This window comes from Actinomadura fulvescens (genome assembly GCF_039533225.1).
GTDB lineage: Bacteria > Actinomycetota > Actinomycetes > Streptosporangiales > Streptosporangiaceae > Spirillospora > Spirillospora fulvescens.
This window is the reverse complement of record NZ_BAAATD010000004.1, coordinates 264,020-281,137: the sequence shown is the minus strand read 5'-3', so window position 1 is coordinate 281,137 and position 17,118 is coordinate 264,020. Positions and strand designations below refer to the sequence as shown.

Sequence of the window (17,118 nt, the reverse complement as noted above, 5' to 3'; positions counted from 1 at the left end):
CGCCCGTGACCGAAGGAGGCGTACCGGGGACCATGACGGACTTCGATGTGATCAACCCGGCGACCGAGAAGGTCGTCGAGACCGTCCGGCTGGCGTCGGCGGAGGAGACGGACGCGGCCGTGGCACGCGCCGCACGGGCGTTCCAGGTGTGGCGGTCGGTGGCACCGGGCGACCGGGCCCGGCTTCTGCGCGCGTTCGCCGCGGCGGTGGACGCTCATGCCGGCGAGCTCGCCGCGCTGGAGGTCGCCAACGCAGGCCACCCAGTCGGCCAGGCCCGCTGGGAGGCGGGCAACGTGCGCGACGTCCTCACGTACTACGCGGCGGCGCCGGAACGGCAGTTCGGACGGCAGATCCCGGTGCCGGGAGGGCTGGACGTGACGTTCGCCGAGCCGCTCGGCGTCGTCGGCGTGATCGTGCCGTGGAACTTCCCGATGCCGGTCCTCGCGTGGGGCGTGGCCCCCGCGCTCGCGGCGGGCAACGCCGTCATCGTCAAGCCCGCCGAGCTGACGCCGCTGACCGCGCTGCGGATCGGCGAGCTGGCCCTGGCGGCGGGCCTCCCCGAAGGCGTGCTCCAGATCCTGCCCGGCGCGGGCCCGGTGGCCGGAGCCCGGCTGGTCGGGCATCCGGACGTACGGAAGATCGTCTTCACCGGCTCGACCCGGGTGGGCACGCAGATCATGGCGGCCGCCGGACGGCAGGTGAAGCGGGTGACGCTGGAGCTCGGGGGCAAGAGCGCCAACATCGTCTTCGCCGACGCGGACCTGGAGAGGGCCGCGGCCACGGCGCCGTACGCCGTCTTCGACAACGCGGGCCAGGACTGCTGCGCCCGGTCCCGCATCCTCGTCGAGCGCACGGCCTACGACCGCTTCATGGAACTCCTCGAACCGGCCGTCCAGAACGTCGTCGTCGGCGATCCGGCCGATCCGCATACCGAGGTCGGGCCCCTCATCAGCGCCGCCCACCGGGACAAGGTCGCCGCGTACGTCCCCGAGGAGGCGGTGGCCTTCCGGGGAACGGCGCCGGACGGCCCCGGCTTCTGGTTCCCGCCGACCGTCCTCGCCACGTCCGCGTACGAGGACCTCCCGGCCTGGCACGAGGAGGTCTTCGGCCCGGTCGTGACCGTCGTCCCGTTCGACGACGAGGCCGACGCCGTACGGATCGCCAACGACACCCCGTACGGCCTGGCTGGCTCCATCTGGACCCGCGACCTCAGCCGGGGCATCCGCATGGCCCGCGGCGTCGAGGCGGGCAACCTCTCGGTCAACTCGCACTCGTCCGTCCGCTACTGGACCCCGTTCGGCGGATTCAAGCAGTCCGGCCTCGGCCGCGAACTCGGCCCGGACGCCCTGGACGCGTTCACCGAGACCAAGAACGTCTTCATCGCCACCGACTGAGGAGAGAGATGCAGCGTTTGCAGGACCGGGTGGCCGTCGTGACCGGCGGGGCGGGCGGCATCGGCCTCGCCACCGCGCGGCGGTTCGCCGCGGAGGGCGCCAAGGTCGTCGTCGCCGACATCGACGAGGCCGGGGGCAAGGCCGCCGCCGCCGAGGCCGGCGGGCGCTTCGTCAGGACGGACGTCACCTCCGAGGACGAGGTCGAGGCGCTCTACCGGGCGGCCCACGACGCCTACGGGCGCATCGACGTCGCGTTCAACAACGCCGGCGTCTCCCCGCCCGACGACGGCTCGATCCTGGAGACCGGCCTGGACGCCTGGCGGCGCGTCCAGGACGTCAACCTCACGAGCGTCTACCTGTGCTGCAAGCACGTGCTGCCCTACATGCGCGCCCAGGGCAGGGGTTCGATCATCAACACCGCCTCGTTCGTGGCGGTCATGGGCGCGGCCACCTCGCAGATCTCCTACACCGCCTCCAAGGGCGGCGTGCTGGCCATGTCCCGCGAGCTGGGCGTCCAGTTCGCCCGCGAGGGCATCCGCGTGAACGCGCTCTGCCCGGGCCCGGTCAACACCCCCCTTCTCCGGGAGCTGTTCGCCAAGGACCCCGAACGCGCCGCGCGCCGCCTGGTCCACGTGCCCGCCGGCCGGTTCGCCGAGGCCACCGAGATCGCCGCCGCGGTGGCCTTCCTCGCCTCCGACGACGCCTCGTTCGTCACCGCCGCCGAGTTCCTCGTGGACGGCGGCATCTCGGGCGCCTACGTGACCCCGCTCTGATCGGGCGGGTCCGGCCGGTGGTCGGGCGGTGTCGGCGCTGCTAGCCTGGGGCGAGCCGATGATCCCGTGCGGGAGAGTGCCCTGGCAGCCGGCCAGGGACGCCGAAGGAGCAAATCCTCCCCGGAACCTCTCAGGCCCACGGACCGCACGGACCAGGCGACCTCTGGAAAGCGGGGACCAAGCGTCCCCCGCCGAAGGTGAAAGCCCTCCGGGGTGAAGCTCTCAGGCGCCGATGACAGAGGGGGAGGCCCCGACGAGCCCGGTGCGCGGGTGGGACCATGGAGATCACGCGCGCCCGCCAACAAGGAGCCGACCCATGTCCGTCGATCCCAAGAAGACGCCGCTGTACGACGTCCATGAGGACCTCGGGGCCAACCTCGTCGACTTCGCCGGCCATCTGATGCCGCTGCGGTACGCGAGCGAGACCGCCGAGCACACCGCGGTGCGCACCGGTGCCGGGCTCTTCGACCTCTCCCACATGGGCGAGATCTTCCTCAACGGCCCCCAGGCCGGGGCCGCCCTCGACCACGCGCTCGTCGGCAACCTGTCGCCGATGGCGGTGGGCAAGGCCCGCTACACCATGATCTGCGCGCCGGACGGCGGCGTCCTCGACGACCTGATCGTCTACCGGCTGGCCGACGAGACCTGGATGGTCGTGGCCAACGCGGCCAACGTCGCGGTCGTGCGGGACGCCCTGGTCGAGCGGGTGGCGGGATTCGAGGCGCGGGTCGACGACCGGTCGGCCGAGTACGCGCTGATCGCCCTGCAAGGACCGCGGGCGCAGGAGATCCTCGCCGGGTTCACCGACGCGCCGCTGCCGGAGCTGCGCTACTACGCGATCTTCGCGGCCAAGGTGGCGGGGATCGACGCGCTGCTCGCGCGGACGGGCTACACCGGCGAGGACGGCTTCGAGCTGTTCGTCGACTCCGGCGACGCCGTGGCGATGTGGCGGGCGCTCGCCGAGGTCGACGGTGTCGTGCCGTGCGGGCTCTCCTCGCGCGACACGCTCCGGCTTGAGGCGGGCATGCCTCTGTACGGCAACGAGCTGACCGCCGAGACCTCGCCGTACGAGGCGGGCCTCGGCCGCGTCGTGAAGCTGGACAAGCCGGGCGACTTCGTCGGCAAGGCGGCCCTGGCGGCGCAGGCCCAGACCCCTCCTGGCCGTAGGCTCGTGGGACTGGTCGCGCGCGGCAGGCGGGCGCCCAGGAAGGGCTACGAGGTCGTCACGTCCGACGGCACGCCGTGCGGAGTGGTGACGAGCGGCGCCCCGTCGCCCACACTGGGCAAGCCGATCGCCATGGCGTACGTCGACAGCGGCGTCACGGAGACCGAACTCGCGGTGGACGTCCGCGGCCGGCGGGAGCCCGTCGACGTGGTCACCCTGCCGTTCTACAAGCGTTCCTGAGACGTGTAGACCTGAGTCCTCACTGAGACCTGAATCTGGGAGAGAGAAACATCGTGAGCGTTCCGGAGCAGCTCCGTTACAGCGAAGAGCACGAGTGGGTGTCCGGCCTCGAGAACGAGGGCGGCGTCGTCACGGTCGGCATCACCCAGCACGCGGCCGACGCTCTCGGCGAGATCGTCTACCTGGAGCTGAGCTCCGGCGAGGGCGACACCGTCGAGGCGGGCGAGACCTGCGGCGAGGTCGAGTCGACCAAGTCGGTCAGCGACCTGTACTCCCCCGTCAGCGGCGAGATCACCGCGATCAACTCCGCCGTGATCGACGAGCCCAAGGTCATCAACGACGACCCGTACGGCGAGGGCTGGATCTTCAAGGTCCGGGTCAGCGACGAGCCGGGCGACCTGCTCAACGCCGAGGCTTACACCAAGCTGATCGAGGAGAGCTGAGCATGACGATCCTGAACGATCCGCTGGCGGCGGTCGACCCCGAGGTCGCCGAGGCGGTCGCCCAGGAACTGAACCGGCAGCAGTCGACGCTCGAGATGATCGCCTCGGAGAACTTCGCCCCGGTCTCCGTCCTCGAAGCCCAAGGCTCCGTTCTCACCAACAAGTACGCCGAGGGTTACCCCGGCCGGCGCTACTACGGCGGCTGCGAGTACGTGGACGTCACCGAGCAGCTGGCCATCGACCGGGCCAAGGAGCTGTTCGGGGCCGAGCACGCCAACGTCCAGCCGCACAGCGGGGCGCAGGCCAACACCGCGGTCTATTTCGCGCTGCTCCAGCACGGCGACACGATCCTCGGCCTCGATCTCGCGCACGGCGGGCACCTCACGCACGGCATGCGGCTCAATTACTCGGGCAAGACGCTGAACGTGGTGCCCTATCACGTGCGCGCCGAGGACGGCCTGGTCGACATGGACGAGGTGGCCGCCCTCGCGGCCGAGCACCGGCCCAAGATGATCGTCGCGGGCTGGTCGGCCTACCCCCGGCAGCTCGACTTCGCCGCGTTCCGTGAGATCGCCGACTCGGTGGGCGCCCTCCTGATGGTCGACATGGCGCACTTCGCCGGCCTCGTCGCCGCCGGGCTGCACCCGTCGCCCGTCCCGCACGCCGACATCGTGACGACGACCACGCACAAGACGCTCGGCGGTCCGCGCGGCGGCCTGATCCTCGCCCGCGAGGAGTACGGCAAGAAGATCAACTCCGCGGTCTTCCCCGGCATGCAGGGCGGCCCGCTGGAGCACGTGATCGCCGCCAAGGCCGTGGCCCTCAAGGTCGCCGCGTCGCCGGAGTTCAAGGCGCGTCAGCAGCGCACCATCGACGGCGCGCGCGTCCTGGCCGAACGCCTCCTCGCCGAGGACTCGGCCAAGGCGGGCGTGAAGGTCCTCACCGGCGGCACCGACGTCCATCTCGTGCTGGTCGACCTGGTCGACTCGGAGCTGACCGGCCGCGACGCCGAGGACCGCCTCCACTCGATCGGCATCACCGTCAACCGCAACGCGGTGCCCAACGACCCGCGCCCGCCGATGGTGACCTCCGGTCTGCGGATCGGGACGCCCGCGCTGGCCACCCGGGGCTTCCAGGAGGACGACTTCCGCGAGGTGGCGGACGTCATCGCCCTGGCGCTCCAGCCGTCCTTCGACTCCGCGGCGCTCGCGGCCCGCGTCAAGGCGCTGGCCGACCAGCACCCCCTGTACCCCAACCTGTAGTGCCCGGACTCCCCGCCGGGGCCGACCCGGCGGGGAGCCGCTACAACGAGGTAGCACCCATGGCGATCAGCGTTTTCGATCTCTTCAAGATAGGGATCGGCCCGTCCTCCTCCCACACCGGCGGGCCGATGGCCGCCGCCCACCGTTTCGCCCGCGGCCTGGACCGCGACGGCGTTCTGGAGAAGACGGCGACCGTGCAGGTCGTCCTCTACGGTTCCCTGGGCCTGACCGGCAAGGGCCACGGCAGCGACAAGGCCGTCATCCTGGGCCTCGAAGGCGACAAGCCCGAACTGGTGGACGTCGACACGGTAGAAGACCGCCTGAAGAAGATCCGCGAATCCGGCGCCCTCACCCTCTTCGGCCACCACGAGATCCCGTTCGTGGTCAACGAGCACCTGATCTTCGAACGCAAGGAGTCGCTGCCCGGCCACCCGAACGGCATGCGCTTCACCGCCCACTCCGAGGACGGCACCGAGCTGCGCAGCAAGGTCTTCTACTCGGTCGGCGGCGGCTTCATCGTGGACGAGAACGCCACCGGCGCCGACCGCATCAAGGCCGACGACACGGTCCTGCCCCACCCGTTCGACACCGCCGCCGAGCTCCTCGACCGCTGCCACGAGACCGGCCTGTCCATCTCCGCCCTGATGCTGGAGAACGAGAAGGCCTTCGGCCGCACCGAGACCGAGATCAAACAGAAGCTCATCGAGCTCTGGCACGTGATGCAGGCCTGCGTGAGCCGGGGCTGCGCCAGCGAGGGCCTCCTGCCCGGCGGCCTCAAGGTCCGCCGCCGCGCCCCCCAGCTGCACCGCCAGCTGACCTCCGAGACGCCCTCGGACCCCCTGCACGCCATGGACTGGGTGACCCTCTTCGCCCTGGCCGTGAACGAGGAGAACGCCGCCGGCGGCCGCATCGTCACCGCGCCCACCAACGGCGCCGCCGGGATCATCCCGTCGGTCCTGCACTACTACGCCAAGTTCGTCCCCGGCGCGTCCGACGAGGGAGCCGTCCGCTTCCTCCTCACCGCCGGCGCCATCGGCGTCCTGTTCAAACAGAACGCCAGCATCTCCGGCGCCGAGGTCGGCTGCCAGGGCGAGGTGGGCAGTGCCTGCTCCATGGCCGCCGCGGGCCTCACCGAGGTGATGGGGGGCACCCCCGGGCAGGTGGAGAACGCCGCCGAGATCGGCATCGAGCACAACCTGGGCCTGACCTGCGACCCCATCGGCGGCCTGGTCCAGATCCCCTGCATCGAACGCAACGCGGTGGGCGCCACCAAGGCCATCAGCGCCACCCGCATAGCCCTCCGCGGCGACGGCAGCCACTTCGTGTCCCTGGACAAGGCCATCAAGACCATGCGCGACACCGGCCGCGACATGCTCGACAAGTACAAGGAGACCTCACGAGGCGGCCTGGCCGTCAACGTCATCGAGTGCTGACAGGCGTCGGGCGCCGCTCAGCGGAGGGCGAGCGTTGTGAGCTGGGCGGCGACGGCATCGCCTGAGCGCAGCAGCGGTGGTGTCAGCAGGCGGGCGTCTCCGCGGCGGTAGAGGCCGGCGGGGCGCCCGATGTCCGGCGTGCGGTGCGCGCCCGTGGCCACCAGGAAGCCCCGCGCTTTGGTGACCTTACGGCGGAAGTTGCTGGCGTCCAGCTTGAGGCCCCAGACGACCTCGTACACCTGCCGCAGTTCGGCGATGGTGAACGGCTCTCGGCAGAACGTCGCGGCGACCGTGGTGTATTCGAGCTGGGAACGGGCTCGTTCCAGGCCTTCGCGCAGGATCGCGCCGTGGTCGAAGGCCAGGTCGATCCGGCCGTCGAGGACGGCGTCCACCGGCTCCCAGCCGGCGGCGCGGGCGTCCGTCCCCGCACGGGCCACGGGCATGTCGGGGCCGAGAGCGAGATAGGCCACGGTGATGACGCGTCCGCGAGGGTCGCGTTCGGGGTCGCCATAGGTGCGGAACTGTTCCAGGTGCATCTGGCCGGCGTCCACGCCGGTCTCCTCGACGAGCTCGCGCCGGGCCGCCGCGTCCAGGTGCTCGCCGGCCCGGACGTAGCCGCCCGGCAGCGCGTGCCGTCCCTCGAAAGGCTCCTTGCCGCGTTCGATGAGCAGGACGTGCAGGCGTTCGTCGCGGACGGTGAAGATGACCAGGTCAACGGTCACGGCGACGCGCTCGCGATCGTGAGAGTGGCGCATACCGGCCAGCCTACCTGTTAAAGGTCCTATTGACCTTAACTCGTTCGCCCACTTAAGGTCATATCGACTTTAATCGGCTTCGTTGCGGGGGCGACGACATGCTCACTGCGCCCATCTCCAGGAACGACCCCGCTCAGTGCCCGCCGGACGGCACGCCGCGGGTGCCCGCGGTCTCCCTGACCAAGGCGCCCGACGATCTCGCCAACCGCGATACGCGGGCGACCAGGCATCTGTGTGCGGCCACCTATCTCGACCGGGCATTTCGCACCATCGTCCTGCGACAGATCTACGGCGACCCGTACCGCCGGGTCGCACCGTCCTACGGGTTCGACCTGGTGCCGGTCGTCGCGCACGCCTGGCGTTCGTGGGCCCTGGCGAGCCTCCAGCAGGTCGCCGTCCTGCTCGTCGTCCTCGTCGGATGCGCCATCCGGCCGGCCACCGTGGTCACGATGCTGTGCTGGCTCGGGATCTTCTTCGCTCTGCGCACCTTCGTGCGTGCCGTCCCCGATGTCTTCCGGCTGAAGCTGCGGCAGTGGGCCGACCGGCTGCTCCAGCGCATCTGGAGGGACAGGCGGCGGATCGAGGAGGACGAGCATCTGCGGCGGCAGTTCTGGGTGGTGCGGATCGGGTTCTGGACCTCGCTCGTCCTGCTGGTCGCTTCGCAGGTGGCGGCCGGTTGGGCGGGTACCTCACCGTCCACCGGCAGCCAGGCCGCCGCCGCGCTGCTGATCCCGATCGCCCTGGCCGTCATGGCGACGGCGGCGGTGCGCCAGGTGTCGCTGAACGGCCTTCATCACGCGTCCGAGCTCAGGCGAGCCGACCTCACGCGCCGGGAAGCCGTCATCGATCGCCAGCAGTCCTATCCCGTCGTCGTCTACCACCGGCCCGCCCCCGAGAAGGCCGACGAGAAGTGGGCCGAGTTCGATCCGTTCGAACGGGAACCCACGATCTTCGTGGGCAGCGGCCAGCTCGTGCACCGATGGCTGCCGCCGCTGGTGATCCAGCTGATGCGTCCCGGCGAGGAGGGCATGAGTGAACGCGAGTACGAGCGGCCTCCGTTCCGGACACACCAGCTCGTGGATCACCTGCGCAACGCCATGCGCCGCGTCTCCACGCCCGAGGACCCGCGCCGTCTGAAGCTCCTGGTCCAGGACCGCGTCTTCATCAACGAAAGGGACGTGTCAGCCGAACCCGACCTGCTGAGCGAACGGCCCGGACGGGCACGGCTGCGGCAGATCATCGATGACCCGCACCACGTCGCCCACCATTTTCTCCAGCTGCAGGTCACCACCGACGGCGAACTGGTGACCACGGTCTTCCTGCGAGCCGGTGTGCGCGGCCGTTCGCTCAGCCTCGACTTCGCGGCCTGTGCGCTGACCCGCACACCACCCGGCTACCACGACATCGATCTCTACGGCGAGAGCGGTGCCGGAGCCGTCGTCCGGGCGGTGCTGCGGGCCCTGTGGCGGCTCCCCGAGGAGACCGCGCAGGTCGTCTGGCTGTGCCAGGCGCCCTTCATCCTGAAAGGCGTCGCGCTCGCGGGCAAGGACCGCACTCTGGTCCCGCGCCGCCGGATCCTGGTCGGGAGCCGGGTCAGCGTACGGGAGCACGCCTCCCTGTCCTGGAAGGACTCGCGGTTCGACGAGACCAGGGTGCACGACGACATCAAGCTCGTCGAGCAGCGCCTCCTCAAGGCCACCGAGGACTTTCTCGACCAGCACAAGATCGACACCTCCACGTTCAAGAAGAAGGCCAGCAACATCATCAACAACAGCGGCGTGCTCAACATGGGCGGACGACTGGAGATGAGCCAGACGTCGGTCGGCGCCGGCGCCCAGACGCAGATTCAGGTACAGGCCCAGGCGAAGGCGGGCGGCACCGACAAGGGAGACGGCTGACCATGGAACGAGGACCGGTGCACAACGAGGGCGTCGCCACGTTCGGCGGCACGACCACGGTGCGGGAGTCGGCCGTGGGCTCGGGGGCGACCGTGACGGTCACGACGGCGCCCGGTGCCGGCGCCCGCCACGACGAACCCCGGCGCAAGGCCGATATCGGGATCATCACCGTCCTGGCCGTGGAGGCCAACGCCGTCCGCCTCGCTCTCGGCCTGCGCCGCGAGAACGCCGGTGGGCTCGCCTTCGATCTGGGTGAGGTGGATCTTCGAAGCGGGCGGCCCGCACGGATCGCGGCGACCAGGGCACTGGCCCAGGGACAGCGCTCCACCGTCATCGCCTTCGACAACCTTCGCCGTCACCATGATCCCGACGTGGTCGTCCTTGTCGGCATCGGCGGAGCGATCCAGCCGAAGACCGGCATCGGAGACGTCGTCGTCGCGACCCGGGTGGTCTACTACGACCTCCGTAAGGAACTGCCGCAGCAAACCCGGCACCGAGGCGAGGAGAAGGAGGCACCGGCCGCCGTCGGCCACGCCGTCAACAGCTTCTTCACCGACCACGGCGAGCCGGCCGAGCTCACCATCACCGATCCGGCGGGCGTCCGGCGCGACACCAGGGTCTTCAGCGGGCTCATCGGCTCCGGAGACGCGGTGATCGCCGACGCCGACTCCGAGATCGTGGCTTATCTCTCCCGGTTCAATGACAAGATCCTCGCCGTCGACATGGAGGCGGGCGGGCTCAGCCAGGCCTGCCACGAGCACTCCGCCGCCGCCGGCCGTTCCCAGAACTGGGTGGTCGTCCGCGGCATCTCCGACAACGCCGACCCCGGCAAGAACGACGACCACCAAGCCGTCGCCGCGTGGCACGCGGCGACGGTCGTCCACCGCGCACTGCCCTATCTGATCGGCCTCGGCGGCACCGCGACCTCGCGCACCTGACGATCGCCGACCCGGCCTCAGGACAGCGGAAGCCGGGACGCGGCGCAGTGGGCGTGAGGGCTAGACCGTGAGGGCCCGGAGCTCGCGGGCGGCGGGGAGGTTTCGATCCGTGTCGGGCAGGCACCTCAAGATCTGGCCAGACAGGTGGCGCCGGGTGGCGGGATCGATGTAGTGCGCCCGGCCAAGGGTCGTGAGGGCACTGTCGAGCCCTGCGCCGACCTCCCGCCGCGTGACCAGGCCCATGCTCCTGATCAAGTGAAGACTGCCGCCACTGGATCTGCCGGATGCCCCACCACGGCTGTGCGACAGGAGGTCGAGTCCACGATCGAGCGAACGGTCAGCCTCCTCATCTCCCAGGAGGGCATAGACGTAGGCCTCGTGCCACCGCAGGAAGGCTTCCCCGACGTGGCCTGACGGGTCAGCTGTCACATCCTCCGGCACCCGCTCCAGGACGTAGGCGAGATCGCGCAGTGCGGCGCGGGCGTTGTTCCTGTCTCCCTGCTCTGCCGCGAGATCCGCGCGGACCGTGTGCGCGCGGGCGAGTCCGTGGGATGGACGCCCCTGGGCCGCTGTGATCGCTTCGTTGACCAAGGCCGCGACGATCGGGAGTGGCGCCCCAGCCCACAGAGCCCCGTCGGCTTCCTTGGCGCGCACCCACACCGCCAGGTCGCGATCACCGGAGGCGTCGGCGGCTCGGGCGGCGGCGCCCCAGGCGGTACGTGCGGCCCGCCGCTCGCCCATGGCGTTGAACTCCATCGCCAGCAGACCCGAGAGCCCGGCGCTGACGCGCAACAGGCCTGCCGCCATCAGCGGGGGTTGTGCCCGGCTCAGCAGGCGGCCGATGGCGATGATGTCGGCGGTCAGGTCGTCGACCATACTCCCGGCCGGTCGACTGATATAGCTCTGTCCGTACTCCCAGACGGCCTGGTCCCACCGGCCGAGGTCCACCCGGCCATCGCCGAGGGCAGCGTGCTCGATATCGGCAAGGACCTCGTCCAGGGCGACGGTCGAGATGGCCGTTCCGGCACTGAGTGCGGCAAGGAGTTGAAGGGCGGCGCGGCGTTTCACATCGTCGTCCACTTCTCTGGACTGCTCCGACTCATCCACGCTACCCCGGCGCAGCTCGGGGAACAGCTCCGCCTCGTCCATCTCGAAGGCGGTGGCGTACGCGGAGGCCCACTGCTCGGGGTAGTGCTTGCCCTTCTCCCATTCGAGCATCTGGCGGTCCAGGGAGTCGACGCGCTTGCGCTCGGGCGGGGCGCCGATGGCCTTGAGCAGCTCACGCGCCATCCGGCGCTTGCCCCAGCCTCGTTTCTCGCGCTCCTCGCGCAGGCGCTGCCCCGTCCGGACTCTGTCCTCGGCGGTCGTCATTTCGGCACCTCGTCCCGCAGAGATTCGGATAACGCGAGCATTGCGCACTCTTCTGGATTATCCGGCTGCGCCGGACGGCAGATGACTGAGTGGACTGACTGTAACCAGGTCGCTACACCGCCGTAGTGGTCACCGCGGCCCGGACCGCCTGATTCGCGCTCCCGAGGGTTTACGGTGGGCGCCATGCGGTGCCAATTTCAGGCGGTCCTGCTCGTCACGTGCCTTGGCGTCCTGGGCTGTTCGGGCGAGAGCGGGACTGTGGCCACGCCACAGTCCGCGCCCGCCGCCTCGGTCCCCGCCACGACGGCACCTGCGACCTCGGCGCCTGCCACTCCTGGAACGGCCTCGCCGACGAGCACCGTGCTTACCGAACGGGACAGCGGGCGGGAGGCGACCGTACGGGGGGCCGGGCTAAGCATCCGGCTGGGCCACGGGTGGGTCTGGCAGGAGCCGAGGGTGCTAGGCGGCTCCGTACGGCTCAACCAGGTCAACTACATCGTCGATCCCGGCTACACCGAGTGGATCGTGGCTCCCGTACGGGCAGGCACGGCGACGGTCCACATCCAAGGACTGCCGAAGACCACGGGCGCCGCCAAGGATGTGACCTTCAGCTTCCATGTGAACTGAGCCAGATCGCGGTGTCCGGGGGCAGTTCACCGTTCCGCAGCGGGCCACTGGCCAGGAGCGTCTCGCCCGCGGGGACCGGATACGGGTGCTCGCCCAGGTTGACCACGCAGGTGAACGTGTCGCCTCGGTCGAACGCCAGGACGCCGTCTGGGGTGGCCCGCCAGGTGAACGACGCCGGGAGTTCGCGGCGAAGGCGCAGGGCCTGGCGGTAGAGGGTGAGCATCGAGCCGGGATCGTCGGACTGGGCCTCCGCGGTGAGCGTTCGCCAGTGGGCCGGTTGGGGCAGCCAAGAGTCGGCGCCGAAGCCGAACGGCGGCTCGTCGCCCGACCACGGAAGCGGCACGCGGCAGCCGTCGCGGCCCCGGTCGGTGTGGCCGGAACGGCGCCAGATCGGGTCCTGGAGCTTGTCGAGCGGTAGGTCTTCGACCTCTTCGAGACCGAGTTCCTCGCCCTGGTAGACGTAAACACTGCCGGGCAGCGCCATGGCCAGGAGCGCGGCGGCCCGGGCGCGGCGGGTGCCGAGGGCCAGGTCGGTCGGGGCACCGTGGTTGCGTTCGGCGAGGGAGAACCCGGTGTCGGCGCGGCCGAAGCGGGTCGGCGGGCGCGTCACGTCGTGGTTGGAGAGCACCCAGGTCGGCGGGGCGTTGAGCGGCGTGTGCGTGGCGAGGGTCTCCTCGATCGTCCGGCGGAGCGCCGGCGCCTCCCACGGACTGCTCAGGAAGTCGAAGTTGAACGCGGTGTGCAGCTCGCCCGGCGCCAGGTAGGCGGCGAACCGGTCCTGGTCGGGCAGCCAGATCTCACCGATCAGCGCCCGGCCGCCGTACTCGTCGGCGACCCGGCGCCACTCGCGGTAGATCTCGTGGACGCCGTCGCGGTCGGTGTAGGGGTCCAGGCCGTCGGGCGCCGCGTCCGGGTCCTTGACGAGCACGGCCGCCGAGTCGATCCGGATGCCGTCCGCGCCGCGGTCGAACCAGAAGCGCAGGATGTCGAGGAACTCCTCGCGGACCAGCGGGTCGCTCCAGTTGAAGTCGGGCTGCTCGGGCGCGAAGAGGTGCAGGTACCACTCGCCGTCGGGCACCTGCGTCCAGGCCGGGCCTCCGAAGATCGACTGCCAGTCGTTCGGCGGGCCGCCGTCCCGCCCGGGCCGGAACCAGAAACGGTCACGGAACGGCGAGCCCGGGCCCTCGCGGAGCGCCCGCCGGAACCACGCGTGCTGGTCCGAGCAGTGGTTGGGCACGACGTCGATGATGATGCGCAGGCCGAGCCCGTGCGCCTCCGCGATGAGCTTCTCCGCCTCGGCCAGCGTGCCGAAGACGGGGTCGATGTCGCGGTAGTCGGCGACGTCGTAGCCGCCGTCGGCCATGGGAGACGGGTACCAGGGGTTGATCCAGAGCGCGTCGACGCCCAGCTCCACCAGGTAGGGCAGCCGGGCGCGCAACCCGCCGAGATCGCCGATGCCGTCACCGGTGCCGTCCGCGAAGCTGCGCGGGTAGACCTGGTAGATCGCGGCGTCGCGCCACCACTCGGGGAAAGTCTCGGGCATGTCGAACTGACTCCTTCACGATGGGCCGCGGTCAGCCCTTGAGGCCGCCGGCGGTGAGGCCGGCCATGATGTGCCGCTGGAAGAGGAAGAACAGGACGATCGCCGGGATGCTGGAGATGACCAGCGCGGCGAGCAGGATGTTGTCGGGCGTCTGCTTCGAGAGCGAGGAGATCGCCACGGCCACGGTCATCTTGTCGGTGTCGGGCAGGACGAGCAGGGGCCAGATGAAGTCCTTCCACACTCCCACCACGGCGAAGATCGACACCACCGCGAGGATCGGCCGCGAGACGGGCATGATGACCGACCAGAGCACGCGCACCGAGGAGGCGCCGTCCAGCTGCGCCGCCTCCAGCAGCTCGGTCGGGATCGAGTCGAAGAACCGTTTGAGCAGGAAGACGCTGAACGCGTTCGCCGCCGCCGGAAACCAGATCGCCATCGGGGTGTTCAGCCAGTTGACGTGGAGGATCGGCACGTCCCGCACGGTCAGGTACATCGGCACCAGCAGGACCGTCGGCGGCACCATCAACGTCGCCAGCATCATGCCGAGCACCGCCCGGCCCAGCAGCGGCCGCAGTTTCGACAGGGCGTACGCCGCCGGCACGCACACCGCCATCTGCAACGCCCACGCGCCCGCCGCGTACCACAGCGTGTTGAGCAGGAAACGGCCGAGGTCGAGCCGGTCCCAGGCGTCCTTGTACACGCCGGGGTCGGGGTCTCGCGGGAAGAGGGTCGGCGGCGTCCTCGCCAGTTCGCCGGACGACTTCATCGCGCCGGTCACCATCCAGTAGAGCGGGAAGACGAACACCGCCGTGAACAGCACCAGCACGAAGATGAGAACGGTCCAATAGATGAGGCGGCCGCGCGGCGTGTTGAGCTGCCGGGGCGAGATGAGCGTGCGCGGCCCCGCCTGGCGCGCTTTCAGCGGCTTCATCGGTTTCATCGGCTTCATCGACGTGCTCCTCCCGCTCATGCTCGCTCGTCCCGGGTGACGCGGAGGTACGCGGCGGAGAAGACCATGAGGACGACCATCAGCATCAGCCCGAGGGCACTGCCACCGCCGTAGCTGTTGAAGTTGAAGGCGTACTGGTACATCAGGTAGACCACCGAGACCGTGGCGTCCTCGGGGCCGCCGCCGGTGAGCAGGTACGGCTCGACGAACACCTGCATGGTGGCCACGACCTGCAAGAGCAGCATCACCAGCAGGATCAGCCGCGTCTGCGGGATCGTGACGTGCCAGATCCGCCGCAGCAGCCCGGCCCCGTCCAGCTCGGCCGCCTCGTACAGCTCGCCGCGGACGCTCTGCAGCGCGGCCAGGTAGATCAGCGTGCCGCTGCCCATGTTCATCCAGGTGGCGACGATGACCAGCGACACCAGCGCCGTGCTCGTCGAGTCGAGCCAGCTGAGCCCCGGCAGGTGCACCAGGCGCAGGAGCTGGTTGAACAGCCCCGGACCCGGGTCGTAGAACCACTTGAACAGCAGGACCGCCACCGCGGGCGGCAGCATGACCGGCAGGTAGACCACGAAGCGCAGGTAGGCGCGGGCGTGCCGGAGCTCGTTCAGGACGAGCGCGGTCACGAACGGGATCACGTAGCCGCACGCCAGCGCCAGGACGGTGAAGACGATCGTGTTGGTCCACGCGGCGCCGAAGGCGGGGTCGGACGTCACTCGTTCGAAGTTGTCGAGGCCCACCCACGTCGATTCGCCGACGAAGTTCGTCTCCTGGAAGCCGAGCATCGCCTGCCGGACGATCGGATACCAGGAGAAGAGCGCGAAGCAGATCAGCGCGCCGCACAGGAAGCCGTACGCGGACAGGTTGCGCCGCACGGCGCGCCCCGGGCGGGGCGATCGCCGGCGTCGTACGCGCGGCGGCGCCGCCGGCCGCCGCGCGGTGCCCTTCACAGTGGTCGTCATGAGCGGCGCCGGTCAGCCGGCCCGGAGCAGGATGTTGTTGACCTTCTTCTCCGCGTCGGCGAGGAGCTGGTCGAGGTTCGCGTCACGCCGGGTGAGGACGGCCGACATCACCGTGTCGAGCGTGGCGTAGATCTCCTGCGCGTTCGGCGGCTCCAGCTTGCCGGGAATGGTCGCGACGCTGCTCTGGTACGGCTTGTAGTTGCCGACGGGGACGTTCGCGGACTTGGCCCGCAGTGCCTGGTCGGTGGCGGCGGTCTGGCCGACGTAGAAGTTGGGCTGCGGCAGCCCGACCGCGCGCTTGTTGGCGGCGGCCCGCGGGTAGTTGAACTGGCCCTGCCCCGGGGTGAGCACGTAGTACTCCAGCCAGAGCAGCCCTGCCTTGATCTTGGCCGGCGACGCCTTGGCGTTGAACATGTAGCCGTCGCCGCCGAGCAGGGTGCCCTTCGCCTCGGGCAGCGGAGCGAGCCCGTAATCGGCGTACTCGCCTTGGAACTGGTCGACCAGCGCCGTCACCTCGTCGGGCGCCGACACGTACATGCCGACCTTCCCGGCGGCCATCATGCGCTGGACGTCCGATCCCTGGAGCAGCTGCTTGCTTCCCATCGAGTCGTCGGTCCAGCGCATCTGCTGGAGGTTGTGCAGGACGGCCCGGCCCTGCGGGCCGTTGAACGCGGCCTTCTTGCCGTCGGGCGTCACCACCGCGCCGCCCTGGCCGTAGATCTCGGTGGTGAAGTGCCAGCCGCCCTGGTTGCCCGCGCTGAGCTCGGCGTAGCCGACGGTGCCGTCGCCCAGCCCGGAGATCTTCTTGGCGTACTCGCGGAGCTGGGCCCAGGTCGCCGGCGGCGCGTCGGGGTCGAGCCCGGCCTTCTTGAACAGCGCCCGGTTGTAGATCAGGCCCATCGCGTAGTTCTGCCGGGGCAGGCCGTAGAGCTTGTCGCCGTCGCTGTAGAGCTGCTTGACCGAGGGCATCAGGTCGGGGAACTGCTTGACCGAGGAGGCGTACTTGCTGATGTCGGCGGCCTGACCGGCTTTGATGACCTTCTGGACGTCGGTGAAGTAGGTGTAGAAGACGTCCTCCAGCTGGCCGCCGGCGAGCTTGGCCGTGAAGGTCGTGGGGTCGGCGCAGGGGAAGGCGTCCTTGCCGACCACGGTGATGTCGGGGTGCAGCTTCTGGAACGCGGCGACGTCCTCGTTCCACTCCCTGCGCTGCGCCGGCTGGCTCTTGGCGGGCATGCAGCCGACCGTGATCGTGACCTTGCCGCCCGCGGCCTCCGAGGAGTCGTCGTCACCGCCCCCGCAGGCGGCGGTGACGACGGCCAGAGTGAGGCCGGTGAGCACGATCGTGAACTTTCGGGATCTCATCGT

Annotated in this window: 15 protein-coding genes and 2 riboswitches; of the genes, 9 read left to right on the top strand and 6 right to left on the bottom strand. The window is 70.1% G+C overall.

All coding sequences use genetic code 11. The features are described 5' to 3' along the window. The first annotated feature begins 32 nt into the window (after window positions 1–32). The 6 genes from ABD333_RS17055 to ABD333_RS17030 all read left to right on the top strand — a co-directional run bounded on the left by ABD333_RS17055 (window position 33) and on the right by ABD333_RS17030 (window position 6,710). Window positions 33–1,394 (top strand): aldehyde dehydrogenase family protein, encoded by a 1,362-nt coding sequence (locus ABD333_RS17055; RefSeq protein ID WP_344542003.1) that lies wholly within the window; start codon window positions 33–35, stop codon window positions 1,392–1,394. Between the two features lie 8 nt (window positions 1,395–1,402). Beyond that, a complete protein-coding gene (locus ABD333_RS17050; RefSeq protein ID WP_344542001.1) occupies window positions 1,403–2,167 on the top strand; it encodes a 3-oxoacyl-ACP reductase in 765 nt (254 codons plus the stop codon). Window positions 2,168–2,226: 59 nt separating this feature from the next. Further along, window positions 2,227–2,323: riboswitch (glycine riboswitch) on the top strand. Between the two features lies 1 nt (window position 2,324). Continuing rightward, window positions 2,325–2,416, top strand: a riboswitch (glycine riboswitch). Between the two features lie 67 nt (window positions 2,417–2,483). Continuing rightward, entirely contained in the window at window positions 2,484–3,572 is a 1,089-nt protein-coding gene (gene gcvT, locus ABD333_RS17045; protein WP_344541999.1) for a glycine cleavage system aminomethyltransferase GcvT, read from the top strand. A 53-nt stretch (window positions 3,573–3,625) separates the two neighbouring features. Beyond that, the gene (gene gcvH / locus ABD333_RS17040) at window positions 3,626–4,015 is read left to right on the top strand and encodes a glycine cleavage system protein GcvH (protein WP_344541997.1); all 390 of its coding nucleotides are present in this window, start codon (window positions 3,626–3,628) and stop codon (window positions 4,013–4,015) included. A gap of 2 nt (window positions 4,016–4,017) precedes the next feature. Further along, window positions 4,018–5,277 (top strand): serine hydroxymethyltransferase, encoded by a 1,260-nt coding sequence (gene glyA / locus ABD333_RS17035; protein WP_344541995.1) that lies wholly within the window; start codon window positions 4,018–4,020, stop codon window positions 5,275–5,277. A gap of 59 nt (window positions 5,278–5,336) precedes the next feature. Continuing rightward, window positions 5,337–6,710 (top strand): L-serine ammonia-lyase, encoded by a 1,374-nt coding sequence (locus ABD333_RS17030; protein ID WP_344541994.1) that lies wholly within the window; start codon window positions 5,337–5,339, stop codon window positions 6,708–6,710. A 17-nt stretch (window positions 6,711–6,727) separates the two neighbouring features. On the opposite strand, the gene ABD333_RS17025 is transcribed toward ABD333_RS17030, so the two are convergent. Next, window positions 6,728–7,465, bottom strand: coding sequence for an NUDIX domain-containing protein (locus tag ABD333_RS17025; protein WP_344541992.1), 738 nt, complete (start codon window positions 7,463–7,465; stop codon window positions 6,728–6,730). Window positions 7,466–7,563: 98 nt separating this feature from the next. Between ABD333_RS17025 and ABD333_RS17020 the strand changes: the two genes are divergently transcribed. Together ABD333_RS17020 and ABD333_RS17015 are read left to right on the top strand one after the other, a co-directional pair. Continuing rightward, on the top strand, window positions 7,564–9,363 hold the full coding sequence (locus tag ABD333_RS17020; RefSeq protein WP_344541990.1) for a hypothetical protein: 1,800 nt from the start codon (window positions 7,564–7,566) through the stop codon (window positions 9,361–9,363). Between the two features lie 2 nt (window positions 9,364–9,365). After that, window positions 9,366–10,301, top strand: a complete 936-nt coding sequence (locus ABD333_RS17015; protein ID WP_344541989.1) for a 5'-methylthioadenosine/S-adenosylhomocysteine nucleosidase family protein — start codon at window positions 9,366–9,368, stop codon at window positions 10,299–10,301. Window positions 10,302–10,361: 60 nt separating this feature from the next. On the opposite strand, the gene ABD333_RS17010 is transcribed toward ABD333_RS17015, so the two are convergent. Further along, window positions 10,362–11,672: a helix-turn-helix domain-containing protein gene (locus ABD333_RS17010; RefSeq protein ID WP_344541988.1), complete on the bottom strand. Its 1,311-nt coding sequence runs from the start codon at window positions 11,670–11,672 to the stop codon at window positions 10,362–10,364. A 360-nt stretch (window positions 11,673–12,032) separates the two neighbouring features. On the opposite strand from ABD333_RS17010, the gene ABD333_RS17005 reads away from it, so the two are divergent. Continuing rightward, complete coding sequence (locus ABD333_RS17005; RefSeq protein ID WP_344541987.1) at window positions 12,033–12,299, top strand: hypothetical protein; 267 nt, start codon at window positions 12,033–12,035, stop codon at window positions 12,297–12,299. Here ABD333_RS17005 and ABD333_RS17000 read toward each other — a convergent pair. Genes ABD333_RS17000 through ABD333_RS16985 form a run of 4 tightly spaced genes read right to left on the bottom strand, consistent with a single transcriptional unit; the run spans window position 12,280 to window position 17,115 of the window. Further along, window positions 12,280–13,842, bottom strand: coding sequence for a glycoside hydrolase family 13 protein (locus ABD333_RS17000; RefSeq protein WP_344541986.1), 1,563 nt, complete (start codon window positions 13,840–13,842; stop codon window positions 12,280–12,282). The genes ABD333_RS17005 and ABD333_RS17000 overlap by 20 nt on opposite strands. Window positions 13,843–13,873: 31 nt before the next feature. Continuing rightward, the gene (locus ABD333_RS16995) at window positions 13,874–14,791 is read right to left on the bottom strand and encodes a carbohydrate ABC transporter permease (protein WP_344541985.1); all 918 of its coding nucleotides are present in this window, start codon (window positions 14,789–14,791) and stop codon (window positions 13,874–13,876) included. 17 nt (window positions 14,792–14,808) lie between these two features. After that, entirely contained in the window at window positions 14,809–15,753 is a 945-nt protein-coding gene (locus ABD333_RS16990) for a carbohydrate ABC transporter permease (protein ID WP_344541984.1), read from the bottom strand. Between the two features lie 12 nt (window positions 15,754–15,765). Continuing rightward, the gene (locus ABD333_RS16985; RefSeq protein ID WP_344541983.1) at window positions 15,766–17,115 is read right to left on the bottom strand and encodes an ABC transporter substrate-binding protein; all 1,350 of its coding nucleotides are present in this window, start codon (window positions 17,113–17,115) and stop codon (window positions 15,766–15,768) included. Window positions 17,116–17,118: the final 3 nt, after the last annotated feature.